This is a genomic window from Saccharomonospora azurea NA-128 (genome assembly GCF_000231055.2).
GTDB classification, from domain to species: domain Bacteria; phylum Actinomycetota; class Actinomycetes; order Mycobacteriales; family Pseudonocardiaceae; genus Saccharomonospora; species Saccharomonospora azurea.
Window position 1 is genome coordinate 2,380,971 of record NZ_CM001466.1, and the last position, 22,037, is coordinate 2,403,007.

22 protein-coding genes are annotated in these 22,037 nt (G+C 70.0%); 7 read left to right on the top strand and 15 right to left on the bottom strand.

The genetic code is table 11. From position 1 onward, the window contains the following. Nucleotides 1–13: 13 nt before the first annotated feature. Genes SACAZDRAFT_RS10510 through SACAZDRAFT_RS10530 form a run of 5 tightly spaced genes read right to left on the bottom strand, consistent with a single transcriptional unit; the run spans nt 14 to nt 3,958 of the window. On the bottom strand, nt 14–838 hold the full coding sequence (locus tag SACAZDRAFT_RS10510) for an HAD-IIA family hydrolase (RefSeq protein WP_005441414.1): 825 nt from the start codon (nt 836–838) through the stop codon (nt 14–16). Between the two features lie 37 nt (nt 839–875). After that, complete coding sequence (locus SACAZDRAFT_RS10515) at nt 876–1,979, bottom strand: sulfate/molybdate ABC transporter ATP-binding protein (protein WP_005441416.1); 1,104 nt, start codon at nt 1,977–1,979, stop codon at nt 876–878. Beyond that, nucleotides 1,976–2,797 (bottom strand): ABC transporter permease, encoded by an 822-nt coding sequence (locus SACAZDRAFT_RS10520; RefSeq protein WP_005441418.1) that lies wholly within the window; start codon nt 2,795–2,797, stop codon nt 1,976–1,978. The genes SACAZDRAFT_RS10515 and SACAZDRAFT_RS10520 overlap by 4 nt, the downstream gene beginning before the upstream one ends. Further along, the gene (modA, locus tag SACAZDRAFT_RS10525; RefSeq protein ID WP_005441419.1) at nt 2,781–3,539 is read right to left on the bottom strand and encodes a molybdate ABC transporter substrate-binding protein; all 759 of its coding nucleotides are present in this window, start codon (nt 3,537–3,539) and stop codon (nt 2,781–2,783) included. The genes SACAZDRAFT_RS10520 and modA overlap by 17 nt, the downstream gene beginning before the upstream one ends. Further along, nucleotides 3,536–3,958 (bottom strand): TOBE domain-containing protein, encoded by a 423-nt coding sequence (locus tag SACAZDRAFT_RS10530; RefSeq protein WP_037294889.1) that lies wholly within the window; start codon nt 3,956–3,958, stop codon nt 3,536–3,538. The genes modA and SACAZDRAFT_RS10530 overlap by 4 nt, the downstream gene beginning before the upstream one ends. 102 nt (nt 3,959–4,060) lie before the next feature. Between SACAZDRAFT_RS10530 and moaA the strand changes: the two genes are divergently transcribed. The 3 genes from moaA to SACAZDRAFT_RS10545 all read left to right on the top strand — a co-directional run bounded on the left by moaA (nt 4,061) and on the right by SACAZDRAFT_RS10545 (nt 6,805). Beyond that, complete coding sequence (gene moaA, locus SACAZDRAFT_RS10535; protein WP_005441421.1) at nt 4,061–5,125, top strand: GTP 3',8-cyclase MoaA; 1,065 nt, start codon at nt 4,061–4,063, stop codon at nt 5,123–5,125. A gap of 38 nt (nt 5,126–5,163) precedes the next feature. After that, on the top strand, nt 5,164–5,475 hold the full coding sequence (locus SACAZDRAFT_RS10540; RefSeq protein WP_005441422.1) for a MoaD/ThiS family protein: 312 nt from the start codon (nt 5,164–5,166) through the stop codon (nt 5,473–5,475). A gap of 652 nt (nt 5,476–6,127) precedes the next feature. Further along, nucleotides 6,128–6,805: a LysM peptidoglycan-binding domain-containing protein gene (locus tag SACAZDRAFT_RS10545; protein WP_005441423.1), complete on the top strand. Its 678-nt coding sequence runs from the start codon at nt 6,128–6,130 to the stop codon at nt 6,803–6,805. Nucleotides 6,806–6,953: 148 nt separating this feature from the next. Here the strand turns inward: SACAZDRAFT_RS10545 and SACAZDRAFT_RS10550 are convergent, their stop codons facing one another. The 4 genes from SACAZDRAFT_RS10550 to SACAZDRAFT_RS10565 form a co-directional block, all read right to left on the bottom strand. Beyond that, nucleotides 6,954–7,934: a molybdenum cofactor biosynthesis protein MoaE gene (locus SACAZDRAFT_RS10550; RefSeq protein ID WP_005441425.1), complete on the bottom strand. Its 981-nt coding sequence runs from the start codon at nt 7,932–7,934 to the stop codon at nt 6,954–6,956. After that, nucleotides 7,931–8,440, bottom strand: coding sequence for a cyclic pyranopterin monophosphate synthase MoaC (moaC, locus tag SACAZDRAFT_RS10555; RefSeq protein ID WP_005441426.1), 510 nt, complete (start codon nt 8,438–8,440; stop codon nt 7,931–7,933). Before moaC ends, SACAZDRAFT_RS10550 begins: the two co-directional genes overlap by 4 nt. After that, nucleotides 8,437–9,837 carry an NAD-dependent malic enzyme gene (locus SACAZDRAFT_RS10560; protein WP_005441428.1) on the bottom strand — a complete coding sequence of 467 codons (1,401 nt, stop codon included), beginning with the start codon at nt 9,835–9,837 and terminating at the stop codon, nt 8,437–8,439. Before SACAZDRAFT_RS10560 ends, moaC begins: the two co-directional genes overlap by 4 nt. A gap of 110 nt (nt 9,838–9,947) precedes the next feature. Then, complete coding sequence (locus SACAZDRAFT_RS10565; RefSeq protein WP_408638068.1) at nt 9,948–10,145, bottom strand: hypothetical protein; 198 nt, start codon at nt 10,143–10,145, stop codon at nt 9,948–9,950. Nucleotides 10,146–10,210: 65 nt separating this feature from the next. Here SACAZDRAFT_RS10565 and SACAZDRAFT_RS10570 point away from each other — a divergent pair, with 65 nt between their 5' ends. Beyond that, complete coding sequence (locus SACAZDRAFT_RS10570; protein ID WP_040927967.1) at nt 10,211–12,460, top strand: helicase-associated domain-containing protein; 2,250 nt, start codon at nt 10,211–10,213, stop codon at nt 12,458–12,460. 90 nt (nt 12,461–12,550) lie between these two features. Here SACAZDRAFT_RS10570 and SACAZDRAFT_RS10575 read toward each other — a convergent pair whose 3' ends face one another. The 6 genes from SACAZDRAFT_RS10575 to SACAZDRAFT_RS10600 all read right to left on the bottom strand — a co-directional run bounded on the left by SACAZDRAFT_RS10575 (nt 12,551) and on the right by SACAZDRAFT_RS10600 (nt 18,813). Further along, nucleotides 12,551–13,120: a DUF742 domain-containing protein gene (locus tag SACAZDRAFT_RS10575; protein ID WP_005441433.1), complete on the bottom strand. Its 570-nt coding sequence runs from the start codon at nt 13,118–13,120 to the stop codon at nt 12,551–12,553. Further along, nucleotides 13,113–13,532 carry a roadblock/LC7 domain-containing protein gene (locus SACAZDRAFT_RS10580; protein WP_005441435.1) on the bottom strand — a complete coding sequence of 140 codons (420 nt, stop codon included), beginning with the start codon at nt 13,530–13,532 and terminating at the stop codon, nt 13,113–13,115. Before SACAZDRAFT_RS10580 ends, SACAZDRAFT_RS10575 begins: the two co-directional genes overlap by 8 nt. 112 nt (nt 13,533–13,644) lie before the next feature. Then, nucleotides 13,645–14,253, bottom strand: a complete 609-nt coding sequence (locus SACAZDRAFT_RS10585) for a GTP-binding protein (protein ID WP_005441436.1) — start codon at nt 14,251–14,253, stop codon at nt 13,645–13,647. Continuing rightward, the gene (locus tag SACAZDRAFT_RS10590; protein ID WP_005441439.1) at nt 14,234–15,049 is read right to left on the bottom strand and encodes a DUF742 domain-containing protein; all 816 of its coding nucleotides are present in this window, start codon (nt 15,047–15,049) and stop codon (nt 14,234–14,236) included. The genes SACAZDRAFT_RS10585 and SACAZDRAFT_RS10590 overlap by 20 nt, the downstream gene beginning before the upstream one ends. Before the next feature lie 92 nt (nt 15,050–15,141). Then, entirely contained in the window at nt 15,142–15,597 is a 456-nt protein-coding gene (locus SACAZDRAFT_RS10595; protein ID WP_005441445.1) for a roadblock/LC7 domain-containing protein, read from the bottom strand. A gap of 3 nt (nt 15,598–15,600) precedes the next feature. Further along, complete coding sequence (locus SACAZDRAFT_RS10600; RefSeq protein WP_040927735.1) at nt 15,601–18,813, bottom strand: sensor histidine kinase; 3,213 nt, start codon at nt 18,811–18,813, stop codon at nt 15,601–15,603. A gap of 572 nt (nt 18,814–19,385) precedes the next feature. Here SACAZDRAFT_RS10600 and SACAZDRAFT_RS10605 point away from each other — a divergent pair. The 3 genes from SACAZDRAFT_RS10605 to SACAZDRAFT_RS10615 are packed head-to-tail and all read left to right on the top strand — an operon-like array spanning nt 19,386 to nt 22,037. Next, complete coding sequence (locus tag SACAZDRAFT_RS10605) at nt 19,386–20,411, top strand: ABC transporter substrate-binding protein (RefSeq protein ID WP_005441450.1); 1,026 nt, start codon at nt 19,386–19,388, stop codon at nt 20,409–20,411. 1 nt (nt 20,412) lies between these two features. Beyond that, a complete protein-coding gene (locus SACAZDRAFT_RS10610; protein ID WP_005441452.1) occupies nt 20,413–21,183 on the top strand; it encodes an ABC transporter permease in 771 nt (256 codons plus the stop codon). Continuing rightward, entirely contained in the window at nt 21,180–22,037 is an 858-nt protein-coding gene (locus SACAZDRAFT_RS10615; protein WP_005441454.1) for an ABC transporter permease, read from the top strand. Before SACAZDRAFT_RS10610 ends, SACAZDRAFT_RS10615 begins: the two co-directional genes overlap by 4 nt.

The following is a 22,037-nucleotide window of genomic DNA, read 5'->3' on the forward strand; positions in this document are numbered from 1 at the left end:
GAGGCCACCGGGATCAGCCCGCCCGGAACGGGTCGGCGGTGCGGCCCACGAGATCGGCGATCGAGTCGACGACCATGGTCGGGCGGAACGGGTAACGCTCGGCCGACTCCCGGGTCGAGATGCCGCTGAGCACCAGCACCGTGTGCAGCCCGGCCTCGATGCCCGAGTGGATGTCGGTGTCCATCCGGTCACCGATCATCACGGTGTGTTCACTGTGCGCGCCGAGCGAGCGCAGCGCCGAGCGCATCATCAGCGGGTTCGGCTTGCCGACGTAGTAGGGCGAACGTCCGGTGGCGCGCTCGATGAGCGCCGCTACCGATCCGGTGGCGGGAAGCGAACCCTCCCGGCTCGGCCCCGTGGGGTCGGGGTTCGTGGCGATGAACCGCGCGCCCCGCTCGATGAGCCGGATGGCCCTCGTTATCGCTGTGAAGCTGTACGTCCTGGTCTCGCCGAGCACCACGTAGTCGGGGTCGACGTCGGTGAGCACGTAACCGGCCTCGTGCAGCGCGGTCGTCAGGCCCGCCTCGCCGATCACGAAGGCCGATCCGCCCGGACGCTGGTCGCGCAGGAACCGGGCGGTGGCCAGCGCGGAAGTCCAGATGGCCTCCTCCGGCACGTCCAGGCCGGTGTGCAGCAGGCGGGCCCGCAGGTCGCGGGGGGTGTAGATCGAGTTGTTGGTGAGCACGAGGAACCGCGCGCCGCGCGCTCTCAACTCCTCCAGGAACTCGTCGGCGCCGGGCACGAGATGTTCCTCGTGCACCAGCACACCGTCCATGTCGGTGAGGTAGTTCCACTGCAACGGCTCGGACTCCTCGCGCTGGGCGGGCTGCTCGGTCATGGTTGCCAGCCTATTGCGCCGAGCGCCCGACCAGGGCCTAGCCTCGGCTCACCCCCTGTGTTCCCACAGCGGCGTGCAGCGACACCGCCGCAGCCTTGACCGCCAGCCGTACGGGTGTCCCGGGGTCGAGACCGAGGTCGGCCACCGAAGCCGGGGTGAGGTCGGCGCTGATGCCCTCCCCCGTGCGCAGCCGTACCACGGGCCCGTGTGGTTCCACGGCCGTGACCACGGCGTCCACCACGTTGCGTGGGGAGCCGCCGACCTCCGCGTTCCTCGGATGGACGGCCACCGCGCCCGGCTCGAACACCGCCACGGCGGCGTCACCGTCGTCGAGGTCGTGAACGGGTACGCCGAAGAATCGCAGCCCGCTCGCCGTGCGCACGGCGGCGGTCGCACCGCTCCGGACCGCCACACCCGCCACCAGGTTCATCCCCACGAGCCGGGCGGTGAACGCCGTCCTGGGCGAGGCGAGCACCTCGCGGGTCGGCCCCCGCTCCACGATCCTCCCCTGGGCCAGCACGGCCACGTGGTCGGAGAGGGTGAGCGCGTCGAGCGGATCGTGGGTGACCAACACGGTGGTCAGCCTGCGGCCGCCGTCGCGCAGGACCCGCCGCAGCAACCCGCGCACGGCGGGGGCGGCGTCGACGTCGAGGGCGGCCAGCGGCTCGTCGAGCAGCAACAGTTCGGGGTCCCCGGCGAGCGCCCTCGCGAGCGCGACGCGCTGGGCCTGCCCTCCGGAGAGCTCCGTCGGCGTACGGTCGGCGAGGTCCTCCGCCTCCACCTCGGCGAGCCACCGCCGGGCGACGTCCCGCGCACGGGCTCGGGGAGCACCCTGCGATCGGGGTGCGAAGGCCACGTTGTCCAGCACGGACAAGTGAGGGAACAGCAACGCCGTCTGGGCGAGCAGCCCGACACCGCGCCGGTGCGGCGGCACGTGCACCCCGTCGCCGTCGAGCACGCGCTCACCCAGCCGGACCCGCGCCCGCTCCGCCCGCACGAGCCCGGCCAGACACGACAGCACCGTGGACTTGCCCGCCCCGTTCGGGCCGAGCACGGCCAGCACCCCGCCGTCGGGCACCTCCAGCTCCAGGGACAGCGCGAACGCGGCCCGGCTCACCGTCAGTTCGGCCCGCAGCGTCACGACCGCACTCCCTCCAAGGCCTTCGGCCTCGCCACCACGATCACCAGCACGGCCACCACCACCAGCAGCAACGACAACGCCACGGCGCTGTCGACGTCGGCCTCCGCCTGGTGGTACACCTCCACGGGCAGCGTCCGCGTGACTCCTTCGAGGCTGCCCGCGAACGTGATCGTGGCGCCGAACTCGCCGAGCGCTCGGGCGAAGCTCAACACCGCGCCCGACCCGAGGGACGGCAGCAGCAACGGCACGGTCACCCGGCGGAACACCGTCCACGGCCGCGCGCCCAGCGTGGCGGCCACCCGCTCGTACCGGTCACCCGACGCCCGCAGCGCGCCTTCGAGACTCACCACGAGGAACGGCATGGCCACGAACGTCTGCGCGAGCACGACCGCGGACGTCGTGAACGGCACCCGGATCCCGGCGGCGACGTCGAGCAGGTAGCCGAGCATGCCGTTGCGGCCCAGGAGGAACAGCAACGCGAGCCCACCCACCACGGGCGGCAGCACCAGAGGCAGGAGCACCACGGCGCGCAGCAACCGCACACCGCGCGCGGTCGACCGGGCGAGCACGACGGCCAGCGGCACACCGAGCACGACGCACAGCGCGGTGGACACGGTGGCCGTGACCAGCGACAGGCGCAGCGCGTTCAGCGACGCCGACGTGCCGAGCAGCTCGGGCACCCGGGCGAGGTCGATGCGCACCACGAGTCCCACGACCGGCAACACGACCAGGGCGAGTGCCACGCTCGCGGGCACCCACAGCACTCTCGGTACGCCCGCCGCGACCTCCCGGGGTCGACGGTCACCCCGGGAGACCAAACCCGGCCTCCCGCAGCAGCCGCCTGCCCTCCTCGGACAGCACCAGCTCGACGAACCGGTGCGCCGGCTCCGTCCGCTCCGCCGCCGCGGGCACCGCGATGGGATAGGTGTTCACCACCTCCGCCGCCTCGGGGAACGCCACCTCCTCCACGGCGTCGGAGTTGGCGACGTCGGTGGCGTACACCAGACCCGCGTCGGCCTCACCGACCTCCACCTTCGTCAGCACCGAACGCACGTCGGCCTCCTCGCTCGCCGGGCGCAACGTCACCCCGGTGCGCCGCTCCACCTCCTCGGTCGCCGACCCGCAGGGCACGGCGGGCGCGCACACCACGAGCGTGACACCGGGGCCGGCGAGGTCGGCGAACCGCGTGATGCCGGCCGGGTTCCCGCGTGGCACCGCGATGGCGAGCGTGTTCGTCGCGAACGTCTCCGGCGGGCCGTCCAGCAGGCCGTCGGTCTCCAGCTGCCGCATCGGCTCGGTGTCGGCCGAGGCGAACACGTCGGCGGGCGCTCCCTCCGCGATCTGCTGGGCCAGCCGCGACGAGCCCGCGAAGTTCAGACGGACGTCCACGCCGTCGTGGGTCTGCTCGAAGCGGTGCTCCAGCTCGGTGAAGACGTCGGTCAGCGACGCCGCCGCGAAGACGGTCACCACCCGCTCGTCGCCGCCTCCGCACGCGGTGGCCACCAACCCGGCGACACACAGCGCAGCGCCCGCCGACACCGAGCGACGAAGCCGCCTCATCGCGACTCCCCACGGTCGCCGGCCGGGGCCGGCGTCTCGACGATGACCTGCGTCGCCTTGACCACGGCGACCGCCAGCACGCCGGGTTCGAGCCCGAGTTCGGAGACGGCCTCGGAGCTCATCAGGGACACGATCCGGTTGGGCCCGCACTGCAGCTCGACCTTCGCCATCACGGTGTCGGCGACCACCTCGGTGACGAGGCCGACGAACCGGTTCCTCGCCGACCGCGCCACCCCGGTCGGGTCGGGCGAGACGTCGGCCTCCCGCCGGGCGAACGCCGCGAGCTCGGCCCCGTCGAGGGTCTTGCGGCCCGCCGAGTCGGTGTGTTCGGTCAGCAGCCCGGCCCTGGTCCAGCGGCGCACGGTGTCGTCGCTGACGCCCAACAGCCGAGCCGCCTCGGAGATCCGAAAATGCGGCACGATTCGGATCGTAGGCCCGCATCTGCGGATGCGGTAGTCGCGCGGACGGCGCCGAATGTGAGCCACTCCATTTTCGTCGCATCCGGCAGTAGGCTGGGAACGGTGACGGGAGTGGACCTCGGCATCCCCACGGTGCCCACCGCGCGCACGGCCCCCGATCGGCCGCGGCCGGACAACCCTGCGCTCGTCGACAGCTTCGGCCGCGTGGCCACCGACCTGCGGGTCTCGGTGACCGACCGCTGCAACCTGCGGTGCACCTACTGCATGCCCGCCGAAGGCCTCGACTGGATGCCTCACCAGCAGATTCTGTCCGACGACGAACTCGTGCGGCTCGTCGACATCGCGGTGCGGCTGCTCGGCATCACCGACATCCGGCTCACGGGCGGTGAACCGCTCCTGCGCCCCCACCTCGAAGACCTCGTCGCGCGGATGGCCGAGCTGACGCCCCGCCCGCGCCTCGCCATGACCACCAACGGCGTCGGCTTCGCCAAACGTGCCCAGGCATTCGCCGACGCGGGGCTCGACCGCATCAACATCTCCCTCGACACCGTCGATCCCGAGACGTTCGAACGCATGACGCGCCGCAACCGGCTCCGCCACGTGCTCGACGCACTCGCCGCGGCCCGGGATGCGGGCCTGGACCCGGTCAAGGTCAACGCGGTGCTGATGCGCGGCATCAACGATCACCAGGCCGCCGACCTGCTGCGATTCGCCCTCGACCACGGCTACCACCTGAGGTTCATCGAGCAGATGCCGCTCGACGCCCAGCACGGCTGGAGCCGCGCCGACATGATCACCGCGGACGACATCCTGGCGATGCTCAGCGCCGAGTTCGAGCTCACGCCGAGCCCGGCCGAGCGTGGTGGCGCCCCGGCCGAGCGCTGGCTGGTGAACGGCGGCCCGCAGGAGGTCGGCATCATCCCCTCGGTGACCCGGCCGTTCTGCGCCGCGTGCGAACGGACCCGCCTCACCGCCGACGGCGCCGTGCGCTCGTGCCTGTTCAGCACCACCGAGACCGACCTGCGCGGCCTGCTCCGGGAGGGCGCCGACGACGAACGCATCGCCGACGCGTGGCGCGACGCGATGTGGGGCAAGCTCGCAGGGCACGAGATCAACGAATCCGGTTTCGCGCAACCGATCCGTCCGATGAGCGCGATCGGCGGGTGAAACCGGCCCCGTCCACCCCAGCGACGAAGGAGCGGTCGATGAGCACGACAGGCGCCGACGAGGTGGTCGAGACCTCCCAGCAGGCCGACCCACACACGGTGACGGTGCGGGTGCGGTACTTCGCCTCGGCCCGCGCGGCCCGAGGCACGGAACACGAGGTGATCCAAATCCCCGCGTCGGCGACCGTGGCCGACGCCGTCGAACACCTGCGCACCGCACACCCCGACAGCCTGGCCCGCATTCTGGAGGCCGCGAGCTTCCTCCTCGACGGCGTGGCGGTGCGCGACCTCGACCGCCCGCTTCCCGACGGGGCGGAGCTGGACGTCCTCCCGCCCTTCGCGGGGGGCTGAGGCCGCCCACAGCCTTTTTCTCGCACCCATCCCGGAGACCGAGGGCCCCGCGGGCGCGGGGCCCTCGGTCTGTCTCGAGCCGGTTCGACACACCCTCACGCGACCGCGAACGGTCTGAACCAGGATGCCCGCGGGCACCGGAGAGCACGCAGCTTTTTGCCCGATTCAGCCGATTCGGAGACCGCGGGATCGTCGACGCCCGACACTGAGCGGGGCCCGAACCAACCCACTCGACCCCTGCCACGAACGGAGCAGAGCGGTCTAGACCCGGGTGACTCAGACCTCACTTTGGGTGAAATATTTCAGAAGGGAAACGGAGTCATAACGGCTCTCTGATCAGCGAAAATACCAGAATCGCAGAAGGTTGCGTCTCGTTACTGTGACCCACCACACGCCTACAAAGATTTCCGATCACGCTCAGGGTTACGTACCGTCGCATTTCGGTTGGCCCCGAACCGACCACGACCGGGATTCCGCGCACCGAGCCCAGTCCGGCGGAAACCCCGGAACCGAAACCCCGAGCAACTGAACTTCTCGGACTGGGACAGGAAGGAACCGGCATCCCCCGGTGCCGGTTGCCGATCGCCCCGCGGTCGGCCGGACCCCGTGTCCGCCTTGCGACCTCGTAGGTGCGGAAGTCGAACGAGTCAACATGGCTTACCGAGGCAAGCACCGCAAACCGTCCGCCGCGTCCCGCAACCTCGCTCGCGTCGCCGTCGCCGGTATCGCCGTCGGCGCGCCGCTGGCGATCGCGGCCACCCCGGCCCACGCCGACAGCGTGAACTGGGACGCCATCGCCGAATGCGAGAGCGGCGGCGACTGGAGCATCAACACCGGTAACGGTTACTACGGTGGCCTGCAGTTCAGCCTCAGCACGTGGCAGGCGTACGGCGGCACGGGTATGCCCCACGAGACCTCCCGAGAGCAGCAGATCGCCGTGGCCGAGCGCGTCCTCGACGGACAGGGCATCGGCGCCTGGCCGGTGTGCGGCGCTCGCGGCTCCGACGGCGGCAGCTACCAGGGCACCAACACCGACGGTGCGGCCGGCAGCAGCAGCGACAGCGGCAACAGCAGCGGTTCCGGCGAGTCCACTCAGGAGAGTGCTCCCGCCCCGGCCGCGTCGCCTGAGCCGTCCACGCCTTCCACGCCGTCCGGTGTCGCCAAGTCGAACCCCGAGGGCGACTACGTCGTCAAGAAGGGCGACACGCTCAGCGGGATCGCGAAGGAGCACAAGATCGAGGGTGGCTACCTCGAGCTGGTCGAGCTGAACGACGGCTACATCTCCGACCCCGACTACATCGTGGTGGGCCAGAAGATCGCCACCGAGTGATCTTCTCCGGCCACCCGCACTCGCGCCCGTACGCGCGTGCGGTGAAGGTCCCACCGCTGTCCCCCGGGCGGTGGGGCCTTCACCCGGCCACGAGGATTCCCGTGACAGCGCCGGATCGCGGAACGTCGACGGCGTGGTGACATCGCCGCTAGGGCGAGTTCACCCACTCGTCGGTGCCGTCACCGAACCACTGGTGCTTCCACACCGGCAGGCGCGCCTTCACCTCGTCGACAAGATCGGAGCACGTGGCGAACGCCTCCGCGCGGTGGTCTGCCGCCACCGCGCACGCCAACGCGACGTCGCCGATCTCCAACGAACCGAGCCGATGGCTGACCGCCACCGCTCGGACGCCCTCGCGATGGGACACGACGTCCGACACGACCCGTGCCAGGACGTCGCCCGCCGTCGGATGTCCTTCGTAGTGCAGGGCGGTGACGGTGCGTCCCCCGTCGTGATCGCGGACCACGCCTTCGAAGGTGACGACGGCGCCCGCGCCCGAGTCCGCCACCAGGCGGGCGTGTTCCTCGACCGACAGCGGTTCCTCGGTCACGTGTGCCAGCGCGATCCGGACCTGGCCGCCGTTGCCGCTGCCCTCCGACACCGGCTGGTCGTGCGGGGCCTCCGAGGAGGCGGGTGACCCCGACTTCGCCGATCCGGCGTGGTCTCCACCGGCGATCTGGTCGAGTGCGTGGTCCAGGACGCGGTCCAGCACCGCCAAGCCGTCCTTCACTCCGCCGCGGGAGCCGGGCAGGTTCACCACCAGCGTGCGGCCCGCGACGCCGGCACGCCCGCGCGACAGCATCGCCGTGGGCACGGCGTCCTGGCCCGCCGCCCGGATCGCGTCCGCGAGCCCGGACAGCTCCAGGTCGAGCACGCTCGCCGTGGCCTCCGGTGTGCGGTCGGTGGGCGAGACACCCGTGCCGCCCGTCGTGAGCACCAGATCCACGTTCTCGGCCACGCACTCACGCAACGCCGTCGCGACCGGGTCGCCGTCCTCCACGATCCGAGGTTCGGCCACCTCGAACGCGCGCTGTTCGAGCCACTCCCTGATGACCGGTCCCGTGCGGTCGGGATGAATCCCGGCCGCGGCCCGGTTCGACGCCACGATCACTCGCGCGGTCCGGCTCATGAGTCCTCCTGGGTCCCGTCCTCGTGCGTCGCCGAGTCGGCGCGACGCCACAGTCCGGACTTCCCGCCCTCCTTGCGCACCAGCCTCACCCCGTCGAGCGTCGCCTCCGGGTCCACGGCCTTGATCATGTCGTGGAGGGCGAGCCCCGCCACGGCGACCGCGGTCAGGGCCTCCATCTCGACCCCGGTGCGGTCACTCGTCTTGGCGACGGCGGTGATGGCCACGCTGTCGACCCCGAGGTCGAAGTCGATGTCCACCTTGGTGAGGGCGATCTGGTGACAGAGCGGGATCAACTCGGAGGTCCGCTTGGCGCCCATGATGCCCGCGATGCGGGCGGTGGCCAGCGCATCGCCCTTGGGGAGGCCACCCTCTGCCAGCAGTCCGAGGACCTCGGCCGTCGTGCGCACCGTGCCGGACGCCACCGCGGTGCGGGCGGTGACGTTCTTCGCGGAGACGTCGACCATCCGGGCCGAACCCGAGTCGTCGACGTGGCTCAGTTCACTCACGCACCCGAGACTACTGCGTCCTTTCGGGCTGCGGCCTTGACGGCCTCGGCCACCGCCGGAGCCACGGCGGCGTCGAACACGCTGGGCACGATGTAGGAGGCGTTGAGGCGATCGTTCACGACGTCGGCGATGGCGTCGGCCGCCGCCAGCAGCATGTCGTCGTCGATCTTGTGCGCCTGGGCGTCGAGCAGTCCCCGGAACACCCCCGGGAAAGCCAACACGTTGTTGATCTGGTTCGGGTAGTCGCTGCGCCCGGTCGCCACGACGGCGGCGTGCCGCTGCGCCTCCAGCGGGTCGATCTCCGGGTCCGGGTTGGCCAGCGCGAACACGACCGGATCGTCGGCCATCGTGACCAGCTGTTCGGTTCCGAACAGGTTCGGCGCGGACACACCGATGAACACGTCGGCGCCGACGAGTGCCTCATGCAGCGTGCCCGACTGACGCTCGGTGTTCGTGTGCTCGGCGATCCAGCGCAGGTTGTCGTCGAGGCCGGGGCGCTCGGGGTGCACGATGCCGTCGATGTCGACCGCGATGATGTCGCCCGGCTTCTTCCGCGTGAGCAGCCGGATGATCGCCGACCCCGCCGCGCCGACGCCGCTGACCACGATGCGGCACTGCTCGATCGGCTTGTCGACGACCCGCAGCGCGTTCCGCAGCGCGGCGACCACGACGATGGCGGTGCCGTGCTGGTCGTCGTGGAACACCGGGATGTCGAGCTGGTCGCGCAGCCGGCGCTCGATCTCGAAGCAGCGCGGTGCCGCGATGTCCTCCAGGTTGATGCCCGCGTAGACCGGCGCGAGCGCCTTCACGATCCTGATGATCTCCTCGGTGTCCTGGGTGTCCAGACACACCGGCCAGGCGTCGACGTCGGCGAACTTCTTGAACAGGGCGGCCTTGCCCTCCATCACCGGCAGCGCGGCGGCAGGCCCGATGTTGCCGAGGCCCAGCACGGCGGTGCCGTCGGTGACGACCGCGACCGTGTTGCGCTTGATGGTGAGCCTGCGGGCGTCGTCCGGGTTCGAGGCGATGGCCTGGCACACGCGGGCGACACCGGGGGTGTAGGCGCGGGAGAGATCGTCACGGTTGCGCAGCGCGACCTTGGGCGTGACCTCCAGCTTGCCGCCCAGGTGCATCAGGAACGTGCGGTCGGACACCTTCCGCACGTGGACACCGGGCAGTTCGTCGAGTGCCTTGGTGATGTCGTCGGCGTGATCGCCCGACGACACGTTGGCCGTGATGTCGACGAGGATCGCATCAGGCCGCGACTCGACGATGTCGAAGGCGGTGAGGACGCCACCCACCCGGCCGACGGCTGTGGTGAGGTCGCCTGCCGCGCTCGCCGACGGCGGTGCCTCCAGTCGCACGGTGATCGAGTAACCGGGACCGGGAACGGGCATGGGTCTCCCCCCGCATCAATGAATGCCGCTGGATTCGCGGGAAAAGCCTATCGGCATGCGGGAGGTCACATTCGGCCGGATGGGTGACTCGTCAGTAACCTCTCGGCGGACTACGCCGACCTGTTGATCTCCGTCTCGGGGTGCACGTACGGCACGGTGTCGAGCGGGAAGGTCACCTCACCGAACGGCGAGAGCGCGCCCTGCCGGTCGGCCGCGAGCTCGGTGACAGCGTGCTCGGCGTCCGGCCACTCCGGGTCGATCCGATGCCGCAGCTTGTCCTTGTCGGCCTTGGCCACGTCGTCCTCCATGTACTCGACCAAACGACTGACCATAGTGTGCCCGATGCCGGGGGCCGAAGGATATGGTGGTGGCGATGGCCGCCTCCTCGCTCGCGGACTGGCTGCGTTCCCTGCCTGACGACGCGCTGGCCGATCTGCTGCGCGCGCGGCGTGATCTCGCCACCCCTCCCCCCGCCAACTCCGACGTGCTGGCCACCCGTGCCGGGACGGCCGGTTCGGTCGCGCGGGCCTGCGAGAACCTCGACAACGCGGCCCTCGCCGTGCTCGAGACGCTGCTGGTGGCCGGTGCGGACGAAACGCCCGTGAGCGTCGAACGGCTCGCGCGGCTCCTCCCCGTCGTGCCTTCGAACGCGCTCGATCGGCTGCGCTCGCTCGCCCTCGCGTGGGGACCGGACGAGGCCGTGTGCGTGCCCGCCGCGGCGCGCGAGGTGTTCGGACCGTTCCCGGGCGGCCTGGGTGCCTCGTCCGCGGAGCTCGCCGGCCTCGACCCGGACGTGGTCGCGGCGCGGCTGGCCGACGTGGGCGAGGACGAGCAGGCACTGCTGTCCACCCTGTCGAGCGGGTCACCACTCGGACGCACCCGTGACGCGGCCACCGACGTACCGCTGGACGAGGCCGTCACACCCGTGCAGAAACTGCTGGCCCGGGGCCTGCTGCTGCGGCGCGACGCGCAGACCGTCGAGCTGCCCCGCGAGGTGGGGCTCGCCCTGCGCGGCGGCCTCGTCGTCGACCGCGCGGCCCTGACCGAGCCCGAGCTCCCCGTCGAGCACCACGAGCAGTCCCGAGTGGACGCCGCCGCCGCGGGTGAGGCGATGGAGTTCCTCCGGCACGCCGAAACGCTGCTGCGCACGTGGTCGCACCAGCCGCCACCCGTGTTGAAGTCCGGCGGCCTCGGCGTGCGCGAGCTGCGCCGACTCGCCCGCGACCTGGACGTCGACGAACGTCGCGCCACGCTGCTGGTGGAGCTCGTCGTCGGGGCGGGCCTCGTCGCCTCGGACGAGAGCACCTCACCGGAGTGGGTGCCCACGATGCTGACCGACTCCTGGCTCTCGACCCCGCCGTCCGGCCGCTGGCTGACGCTCGCCCACGCGTGGTTGGACCTGCCGCGGATGCCCGGGCTCGCCGGCGGCCGGGACGCGCGCGACAAGGTCGTCGTGCCGCTGTCGGAAGAGCTGCGCAGGCCACTGGCACCCGCGATGCGTCGTCGCGTGCTGAGTACGCTCGCCGACCTCCCCGGTGGCGCCGGTGTCGCGGTCGACGACCTCGTCGCGTTGCTGGCCTGGCGGGCGCCCCGCAAGGGCGGCCGGGCCCGCGACACAGCCGTGCGCGACACGATGTCCGAGGCCACCGCTCTCGGCGTCGTGGCGCTCGGAGCCCTCACCACCGCCGGAAGTGCGCTCCTGGACGGCGATCAGCACGGCGCGGCGGCGGCGATGGCCGACGCTCTCCCCGAACCGGTGGATCACGTCCTCGTGCAGGCCGACCTCACCGTCGTCGCGCCAGGCCCCCTGGAGCCCGATCTCGCCCGCATGATCGAGGCCGTCGCCGACGTCGAGTCGGCCGGACACGCCACGATGTACCGCGTCGGCGAGACCTCCGTGCGCCGCGCGCTCGACAGCGGCCGCACCGCCGACGAGCTGCACGAACTCTTCCGCACCCGGTCGCGGACCCCCGTGCCGCAGTCGCTGTCGTACCTCATCGACGACGTCGCCAGGCGGCACGGGCGGCTGCGCGGCGGCGTGGCGTCGTCGTTCCTGCGCTGCGACGACGAAGTGCTGTTGACCGAGGTCATGAGCACCCCGGCCGCCACCGAACTGGAGCTGCGCCGGATCGCGCCGACCGTGGTCGTCAGCCCGTTCCCGTTGGCGGAGGTACTGGACACCCTGCGCGCGGCCGGGTTCGCACCCGCCGCGGAGGGCCCGGACGGGCGGATCCTCGACCTCAGGCCGAGCGGACGGCGCATCCCGGCGCGCAGCCGCCCGTCGCGGCGGACCGAGCCGAGCCGGGTCGGTCCCCTCGGAGCGGACCAGCTCACCGCCGTCGTCGCACACGTGCGTGCCGGCGACAAGGCCGCCCGCAGCCGGAAGGGGTCGATGGTGCGCCTGCCCGCGGGCGGCGGAGCGGACACCTCGGCCACCATGGCGTTGCTGTCGGCCGCCGCGCGGGATCAGCGGGAGGTCTGGATCGGCTTCGTCGACTCGCACGGCACCGCCACCCAACGCGTGCTCACCCCGGTGCGGGTCGGCGCCGGGATGCTGGAGACGAGCACCGGCGAGCGGTATCCGCTGCACCGCATCACGTCGGCCGCGCTCGTGGAGGAGTGAGCACGCGGCGTACGGGAAGCGCGGACACGCGTGCGCAGCCTGCGGACACGCGTGCGTGGCACGCGGACACGGTGTCGACAGGGACGGCGGTTACAGGGAGCGCAGGCCGTTCAGGATGCGCTGCATGAAATCGCGGGAGCCCTGGTCGGCCAGGACGAATCCCGGGCGCTGGATCTCCACCGCGCGCGCCTCGGAGAGGTCGTCCACCAGCACCTTCACCACACCCAACGGCAGCCGGGCGAACGCCGCGATCTCCGCCACCGAGTGCACGTCCACGCACAGGTCGCAGATGAACCGCTGCTCCGGCGACACCACACCCTCGTAGCGCCGTCCGCTCTCGGTGGTCACCACCAGGGCTTCGAGCGCGAGCTCCTTCGCCGGCTTCGTCCGCCCCCCGGTGCGGGCGTACGGGCGGACCAGCGACCGGTGGGTGAAGTGCGGCGGCGCCGGCGCCTTCCTCGGCTGCGCCGGGACACCCGCGGGCGGGCGCGGGGCCCTGGGCGTTCCGGCCGACAGACCCGCCCCCGTTTGGTCACGCACCCGTCGAGCGAGGTGCGTGACCCCGGAGACCAGGCTCAGGTCGAACTTGCTGGGCTGGTCGAACGCCTCTCTGTCGGTGGGCTTGTTCAGCGCCTCCCACTCGTCCACGCCCTCACCCACGCACGCCGCCCGAGAGCTGCGCCCGCAGTTCGGGCGTGAGCTGCTGCCCCACCCGGTCGACGAGCAGGGTCATCTCGTAGGCGACCGTGCCGATGTCGGAGCCGGGGGACGCGAGCACGGCCAGGCAGGAACCGTCGCTGATCGACATGAGGAACAGGTACCCGTTCTCCATCTCGACCACGGTCTGGTTCACGACACCTCCGTCGAAACAACGCGCGGCGCCGTGCGTCAACGACACGAGTCCGGACGCGACCGCCGACAGCTGCTCCGCCCGAGCCTCGGGCAAGCCCTGCGAGCTCGCGAGCAGTAGCCCGTCGGCCGACACCACCACGGCGTGCGCCGCGCCCGGCACCCGGCGCACGAAATCCGTGATCAGCCAACCGAAGTCGCCCTTGTGGGCTGATGCGGTCACAGTCCCTCCTAGCCTCCCGCCCCGCTGTAGCGGCAAGACTATTAGCCTGGTCAATCCTGTCGAGCCCGATTCCCCCGACCGCCAGGCTCAATCACGCCGGTGGCCCAACGCATCACCCCGCCCGCAGCGCCATGTCATGAGCGATGGCGTGCTGGACGATCGAGATGAGCACCTGCTTGGCCGATTCCCGGTCCCGCGCGTCACAGGCCATGATCGGCACCGAGGGCGAGATGGTCAACGCGTGGCGGACGTCCTCGATCTGGTGGTGCAACAGCCGGTCGAAGCAGTTGATCGCCACGACGTAGGGCAGCTTGCGGTTCTCGAAGAAGTCGATCGACGGGAAGGCGTCCGCGAGCCGCCTGGTGTCGACCATCACCACCGCACCGATGGCACCGTGCGCGAGGTCGTCCCACATGAACCAGAAGCGATGCTGGCCCGGCGTGCCGAAGATGTACAGCACCAGGTCGGAGTCCAGCGTGATTCTGCCGAAGTCCATCGCGACCGTGGTGGTCATCTTGTTCGGCGTCTGCGACAGGTCGTCGACCGAAACGCTCGCTTCGGTCATGGACGCCTCGGTGGTCAGAGGGTCGATCTCCGACACAGCCCCGACGAGCGTCGTCTTCCCCACACCGAAACCACCGGCGACCACGATCTTGGCCGACTGGGTCGGGCCTGACGCCGCCGGCGGAGCAGCGGACGCGTCAAATTCTCCGAAGCCCACTGAGAACCCTTTCCATGAACTCGATACTGGGCCGGTCTCCCACCATGGAGGAGGAGGCGGAGTGCACGAGCACTAGACCGAGACCGGCAACGTCACCAACGAGGATTCGTACGACACCGAGCGGCATCTTGAGCAACGCGGCTACTTCGGCGACCGACCTGGTGTCGAGGCACAGCCCGCAGATGGAGCGGTGTTCGGGCACGCGCACGCGCTCCAGCCGCCTGCCCCGCTCGCTGGTGGAGATCAGGGCCTCTATGGCCAGGTCGTAGTCCGGCTTCGTCCGGCCTCGGGTGCGGAAGTACGGGCGCACGAGACCCGACGACTCCTCCGGCTCGACGTCCCTCGGGTGCCGGGGCAGCGAGGGACGCGACAACTCACCGGACCCGGGTCCCGCATCGTAGGCACCGGTGTCGTAGGAACCCGTGTCGTAGGAGCCCGTGTCGTAGGAGCCGGTGTCGCGGGCGCGGCGTCCGTAGCCGTGACCGCGATCGTCGTAACCCGACGTGGCCTCGTCGGAGAATCCGCCGCCACCCATTCCGTACAGTTCGGCGCCGGGACCGGAGAACAACGAGGAACGGCTGTAGTCGGCGAGGTCGAAGTCCGCCGGCCCCGGGGAGTCGAGCCCCCCGGAACGCAACCACTCCCCCGTGTCGAGCGGGTCGTCGACTCTCCTCGACGGGCGTCGCCCGCGGCCTCCGCGGCCCGAGAACGCCGCGTCCTCCGGCTCGCTCGGCCAACCCCCAGTCACACGGTCTCTGTCGAGCCGTCGATCACCTCGTGAGTGCCCGGTATCCACGGCGGTCTCCTCAGTGTGTTGTCACCGAACTGCGTTGTCTCACGGAAACTGCGTTGCTTGATGTCGAAGCGCTGTCTCGGAACCCGGATGTCCTACCGGCGCGAGCCCTGGAGCTGCGCCCTCAATTCCGGCGTCATCTGCTGGCCGACGCGATCCACCAGGAGCGTCATCTCGTAGACGACGAGCCCGATGTCACTGTCCGGAGCGCCGAGTACCGCGAGGCAGGAGCCGTCGGACACCGACATGAGGAACAGGAACCCGTTCGCCATCTCGACGACGGTCTGCGCGACGGGGCCACCCTCGAACACCTGCGCCGCACCGCGCGCCAGGCTCGTGAGTCCCGACGCGACCGCCGCGAGTTGGTCGGCCCTGTCCTTGGGCAGGCCACGCGAAGCCGCCAACAGCAGCCCGTCCGCGGAGACGACCACGGCATGGGCGGCACCGGGAACCCGGTGCACGAAGTCGGTGATGAGCCAAGCGAAGCTGCCTTGCTGTCCGGAGTTGCCCTTTTTCGGCGCACCCGGATGCGCTGAACCCGCGCGTGTCAACTTCTACTCCTTCGCCCCGTTGTGACGGGTGTCGTTGCCCGTCTCGTCGTACTGCTCACTCTGGGCCGACGGCTCCTTGAGCGCGTGGCGACCACTCTGGTAACCACGCTGGAAGCTCTTCATGCGGTTGCGCGCCGCCTCGGCCGATCTGGCGACGGCACTGCGTCCGGGTTCCCCGACCGTGGTGTCGGCGAACGCGTTGCCCTTGCTCGGGGAGACCGAACCCGGCACCAAGTATGCGTTGGGCACGCGCTTGGGCAGACCGGCGGGAGTCACTTCCTCGTGCTTCTCCTCGAGCAGCGCGTGGGCGGCCTGCCAGCCGGTGTCGGAGATGCTGTGCCAGCCCTCGTCCCGCGAGTCGGACGCGGTGCTCTCGGGCTCCTCGGCGTGCGTCTTCACCTCGGTATCCACCGCCTCGTTCGGATCCGGGTCGGACACCGAACCAGGCTCGGCACCCCAGGCCTCGCCCACACTCGCGTCGTCGGACACCGACTCCTCGAGTGCGGGCTCCTCTTCACTGAACCACCGCGACAGCACCGACTGGTAGATCGGCAGTCTCCTGGTGGGGACGTCGTCCTCCAGTGCGCTACCGTCGCCGCCGCCCGACGGAGCGGACTCCGGGGCCTCGTCCCTCGGGACGTAGCGCGTCTCCTCGTTCGGCGACACCGACGGCACCGACGACACCGCGGAGGCGTACTCGGTCGGCTCGCCGACCTGACCGTCGTCGCCGTCCGGCGACTCGACCGGCCACTGCGGCTCTTCCGCGCCGGTCGGTGGTTCCGGCTGCAGGAGCTCGGTCGCGGGCTCTCGCACGGGTTCCGGCGGCGCCGGGCTGACGAACGGTCCGGCCGCCTTGCCGGTGCCACCGACGAGGTCGTCGAGACTGATGGGCTGGTCCAGCGGCCGCAGCCCGTTCTCCACATGGGAGGCCCCGGTCTCGCTCTGCGGAGCCGGTTCCTCGGACGCCGGGGGCTGCGTCGGTGTCGGCGGCGGCGTCGGTGTCGGCGGTGGCGGTGGTGTCGGTGGTGCCGACCTGTCGGCGTCCACCGAGGGCTTGCGCGGCGCGGGAAGCGGCGGCACCCCGGCCGGAGGGGGGGTGTCCACAAACGACGACGACGCCGACATCTCGGACCGCGTCTCGCGCGGGGCCATGGGCACCCCGGACGGGATGGACGTCGAGGACGTACCGGTGAGGAGTTCGCTCGGAACGACGACCCGGGCGATCACGCCGCCCTCGATGTCCTCGTTCTCCCGGAGCCGCACCTCGATGCCGTGCCGCTTCGCCAGCCTCGCGACCACGTACAGACCCATGCGCCGGGTCACCGACACGTCCAGGTCCGGCGGATCGGCCAGCCGCTCGTTGGCCTCGGCGAGCTGCTGCTCCGACATACCCACACCGCGGTCGGTGATCTGCACGGCCAGCGAGGTGCGGCGGGTGACCACCGCGCGCACGCTGATCTTCGTGTCGGGCTCGGAGAAGTAGGTCGCGTTGTCGAGCAGTTCCGCGAGCAGGTGCACGAGGTCGTGCACCGCCCGGCCCTGCACGGCGACCTCGGGGATCGTGCCGAGCTCCACCCGGGCGTACTGCTCGATCTCCGACACGGCGGCGCCGATGACGTCGGCGGCGGGCACCGGCTTGGACATCGTCTTGGTGAGCCCGGCGCCCGAGAGCACCAGCAGGCTCTCACCGTTGCGGCGCAGCCGCGTCGCGAGGTGGTCGAGCTCGAACAGGCTCGCGAGCTGGTCGGGGTCCTGCTCGTCGGACTCCAGCCGGTCGATGATGCCGAGCTGGCGCTCCACGAGACGCTGGCTGCGGCGCGAGAGGTTCACGAAGATGCCGTTGACGTTCTCACGCAGCAGCGCCTGCTCGGCCGCGAGTCGGATGGCGCGCTCGTGGACCACGTCGAACGACCGCGCCACTTCGCCGATCTCCTCGCGCGTGTGCACGGGGACGGGCATGACGGCGTCGCGCGACGCCTCCATGGGGTTGGGGTCGGCGAGGATGCGGCGCACCGTCTCGGGCAACCGGACGTAGGCGACCTCCAGCGCGCTCGACCGCAGCGTGCGCAGCGGGCGGGTCAGCGCCCTCGCCACCATCAGGGTCAGGGCGACGGTGGCCACCAACGTCACCGTCATCAGTCCGAAGAAGACCCACGCTGCCTGACTGGCCTGACTGGACAGTGTTTCGGCGTGGCTGCGCAGGCCGGAGAGCAGCTCGCTCTCCATCTCGCGCATCATGTCCACCGTCGCGCTGCCGTCGGTGAACAGCTGGCGCGAGCTGATGCTCAGACCGCCCTCGGTGTCGATGCTGGCGTAGGCGGTACCGATGATGCGCGCCCGGTTGTCCACCTCCGCACCCGAGACCGTGTCGGAGAACCGCTGCTGTTCGTCGAGGTTCGCGTTCGAGTTGAAGTTCCCGATGGCGGCCTCGGCGCTCGCCTGCGACGACAGGGAGCGCGAGAGCAGGTCGGAGACGAACGCGTGGTGTCCGGCGGCGATCTGCAGTGTCGCGTTCTCGCGCGCCGTGTGCTCCTTCGCCTCGGTGACGGCCTGGACCGTGGTGCCGCGGCGCAGCAACTCCCGGTCGGTCACCGACAGGTTCACCGTCCGGCCGAGGTTGACGAGCGGTTCGAGGATCGAGTTGTAGATGCTGTTGACCGTCAGCTCGGGAATGTTCGTGCTGTTGATCTTGGCCCGCAGCGGGTCGAGGGCGTTGAGCCGCTGGATCGCGCGGTCGTAGGTCCGCTGCAGCTCCTCGTCGCCGAGATCGCGCTCGGCGAGCAGGTCCCGCAGGCGGGTCACCTCCTCGTTCACCTTGGAGGTCTGCTCGTCGACGGTCCGCGTGTCGACCCAGTCGGACGACATGTCGATGGCCTGCAGGGTCCGTTCCTTCTGGAGCTCGTGCACCAGCGCCGTGACCTGCTGTGCCACCTCGACCTGTGTGACCGTGTCGTCGAACTCGCCGGCGTCACTCAACTCCGAGACAGCGCGAAGACTGCCGAAGACGAGTGCGGTCAACAGCGGAATGATCAACACGACCGCGAGCTTGTAACGGAGAGGCCAGTTGCTCAGTCGCCACCGAGACGTCGTGACCTCGGAGTCGACACCAGACTCGGTCGTGTCCTGACGCGCCGACGCCTCCTGTCCCTCCTGGCTCTGGGCCCCGTCCTTGTCGGATCCCAGCCCATCCCCGTCCGCGGTCTCAGTCTTGGGCACCGCTTTACCACCATCGTTGTCCGAGCCGGATGTCGCCGGCGTCTTGGCCGAGCACTTGTCACTCACCGTGCACGCTTACGCGACTACTGGTCACCGCCTTGGTGACCGGGCAGCGGAAGCATGCCGGGAGCCCCCCAGATGGGTCAATCCTCGTAAGGTCGGTCAGCACACCGAAACGTCGACCCGGCCGATGAGATCGGCCTGGATTACACCAAACAGTCATCTGCCCGTCACTACTTCGGTGTTCCGCCACCCCAGTTGAGACACAGAATGTAGCGAAGACCACCTTGGGATGTAAGCCCACCACCGTTGGTCCTCGTCGGACTTCACCGAGCGTGTACCTCGCGAAGGAAGCCCACAACTGCGCCGCACGACTAACCCAAAGTTAATTACACCACAACCGTAAGCATCCGAACGAGTGGACCAACACCACCGACGGATTGCACGCACGTACTCATTGTGAGTGGCGCGACGAATCTCTACAGTGACCGTGGCTCACTGAGCGACTGTGGGAGGGCTTCGCGCTCGGTCAGCTCACCGAAACTGGGTACGAACCTCACTGAGGAGTGGCTTTGCTTCGACACGGCACCCCGACGAGAAAGAAGTCCAGACCACGCCGGCTGGCCGCCGCCGTGATGGCCGCGGGCCTGCTCGCGACCACCAGCGGATGTGGATTGTTGAGCGGCGAGGAGGACGCGCCGGAGTCCCAGGGCGGTAACGGCTCCGTCGAGAAGTCCACAATCACCGTTGCGCACCTGCCCTCCATCGACGTCGCTCCCCTCTACATCGCTCAGGAGAAGGGATACTTCAAGGAGGAAGGCCTCAACGTCAAGATCGAGGTCGCCGCGAGTGGCCAGGCCGCGACGCAGAAGATGATCGGCGGCGACGCCGACATCGTGCAGTCGAGCTATGTGCCGTTCCTCCTCGCCCACACGGCCGGAACCGCTGAACTGAAGATCGTCGCCGACGCGGTTTCCGCTGCTCCGGACACCTTCGTGCTCGTCGCGAAGAAGGACGGCGAGGTGAAGTCGATCGAGGACCTCGAAGGCAAGCGGGTCGCCGTGTCGGCGCTGAAGACGATTTCCGACACGCTCGTGATGTCGGCGATGAAGGCGAAGGGTCTCGACCACAACAACGTCGAATTCGTGACGATGTCGTTCCCGGACATCTCGTCCGCCGTCGCGAAGGGCCGCGTCGACGCGGGTCTGGTGCTGGAACCGTTCCTCACGATCGGCGCCGAAAAGCACGGCGTGACTCCGATCGGGGACGTCGCCGCCGGGCCGACCAAGGACTTCCCGCTCGCCGGCTACGGTTCACTCGCCGAGTTCGTCGAGCAGAACCCGAAGACGGTCGCGGCCTTCCAGCGTGCGATGGAGCGGGCCACCCAGGACGCCCAGGACCGCGAGGTGATCGAGCCGGTCATCCAGGACACCGCCGGCATCGACGCCACCACGGCGGCGCTGGTGAACCTGCCGAACTTCCACTCCAGCCTGGACGCCTCGCGACTGCAGCGGGTGCCCGACCTGATGGTGGAGTTCGGCCTGCTGAAGAAGAAGTTCGACGTCGAGTCACTGCTCGTGAGTCCGAGTACGACCTGACGTGCGACCTCTGGTACGGAACCTTGTCGGCCTGATCGCCTTCCTGGGTCTCTGGGAACTGGTGGTCAGGTCCGGCCTGGTCAGGGAAGAAGATGTTCCACCGGCGACGGTGGTGTTGACGCGGATCGCCGATCTGCTCGGGCAGGAGGAATTCCTGCGCGACACCATCGCCACGGTGCTCGCATGGTTGATCGCCCTGGGCATCGCCGCGGCGATCGGTGTTCCGCTGGGACTCGTGCTCGGCAACTTCCCCCGCGTGCGCATCGCGACGCGCGCGCTCGTGGAGTTCCTGAGACCGATCCCGTCCGTGGCACTCATTCCGCTCATCCTGGTGTCGATCGGCGGAGGACCTGAGGCGAAGATCACTCTCGCGGTGTACGCCGCGGTGTGGCCGATCCTCTACAACACGATCTACGCGTTCGACGAGATCGACCCGCTCCTCATCGACACCGCACGGTCGTGCGGGGTCTCGAAGGCGGGCATCCTCACCTCCGTGGCCCTGCCGCACGCGGCGCCGTTCGTGTTCACCGGGCTCCGGATCTCGGCCTCGGTGGGTCTCATCGTGATCGTGAGTACGGAGTTCATCGCGGGAGCGAACGTCGGCATCGGCAGCGTCATCCTCGAGGCGGCGCACGGCGCGGGCAGAACCGACATCGTGCTCGCGGGCACCGTGGTGGCGGGACTGATCGGCTACCTCGCCAACGAGGGCCTGGAAAGGCTGAGCGGGAGGCTGTTCGGGTGGCACAAGGCGACCACGGCGGAGGTGGCATGAGCACACAATCACCATCAGCTCATGACCACCGACCGGGCCGGGGCGTGGAAGCGCTCAGGTCCTTCCTGTTGAAGTGGTCGCTCGTCCTCGCGCTCGTCGTGGCGTGGGAGCTGGGCGCGATGGCCGGGGAGAGTCCGTTCTTCCCCCGGCTCTCCGAGATCCTCTCCACGGCCGTGGAGGTCTACTTCTCGGGCCCGGCCTCCCAGCTGTTCCTCGCGGACACCGTGTTCGACGACGTGCTGCCCAGCCTGGGCAGGGTCTTCGGGAGCTGGGCGGTCGCGGTGGTGCTCGGCGTCGCGCTGGGCACGGCGTTGGGCCGGTCGCAGAGGGCACTGGACTACACGGGGCCTCTGCTGTCGTTCATGCGGGCCGTCCCGCCTCCGGCGTTGATCCCGGTGTTCCTGGTGCTCTTCGGCATCGACAACACCATGAAGGTCGTGACGATCGTGTTCGGCTCGATCTGGCCGGTCATCCTGAACACGGTGGACGGCGTGCGTTCGGTGAACCCGCTGCAGCAGGAGACGGCGCGTTCGTTCCGGACTCCGCGGCGCTACTGGGTCACCATGGTCGTGTTGCCCGCGGCCATGCCGAAGATCTTCGCGGGGATGCGGCTGAGCCTGTCCCTGGCGTTGATCCTCATGGTGATCTCGGAGATGGTCGGGGTCACGAACGGGATCGGATTCCAGCTGATCTTCGCTCAGCAGAGCTTCGAATTCCACGTGATGTGGGTGTGGATCGTGCTGCTCGGGGTGCTGGGTTACGGACTCAACGCGTTGCTGCTGGCCGTGGAGCGCCGGGTGCTGTCCTGGCAACCCACGCGGGGTACCGCGGACGCCAAGACGAAGGAAGCGTGA

What these genes read in the sequence shown, in the direction of transcription:
- SACAZDRAFT_RS10510 (WP_005441414.1), bottom strand. Translation starts at nt 838, where the DNA reads ATGACCGAGCAGCCCGCCCAGCGCGAGGAGTCCGAGCCGTTGCAGTGG.
- modA (WP_005441419.1), bottom strand. Translation starts at nt 3,539, where the DNA reads ATGAGGCGGCTTCGTCGCTCGGTGTCGGCGGGCGCTGCGCTGTGTGTC.
- SACAZDRAFT_RS10540 (WP_005441422.1), top strand. Translation starts at nt 5,164, where the DNA reads ATGAGCACGACAGGCGCCGACGAGGTGGTCGAGACCTCCCAGCAGGCC.
- SACAZDRAFT_RS10545 (WP_005441423.1), top strand. Translation starts at nt 6,128, where the DNA reads ATGGCTTACCGAGGCAAGCACCGCAAACCGTCCGCCGCGTCCCGCAAC.
- SACAZDRAFT_RS10550 (WP_005441425.1), bottom strand. Translation starts at nt 7,934, where the DNA reads ATGAGCCGGACCGCGCGAGTGATCGTGGCGTCGAACCGGGCCGCGGCC.
- SACAZDRAFT_RS10560 (WP_005441428.1), bottom strand. Translation starts at nt 9,837, where the DNA reads ATGCCCGTTCCCGGTCCCGGTTACTCGATCACCGTGCGACTGGAGGCA.
- SACAZDRAFT_RS10565 (WP_408638068.1), bottom strand. Translation starts at nt 10,145, where the DNA reads ATGGAGGACGACGTGGCCAAGGCCGACAAGGACAAGCTGCGGCATCGG.
- SACAZDRAFT_RS10570 (WP_040927967.1), top strand. Translation starts at nt 10,211, where the DNA reads ATGGCCGCCTCCTCGCTCGCGGACTGGCTGCGTTCCCTGCCTGACGAC.
- SACAZDRAFT_RS10615 (WP_005441454.1), top strand. Translation starts at nt 21,180, where the DNA reads ATGAGCACACAATCACCATCAGCTCATGACCACCGACCGGGCCGGGGC.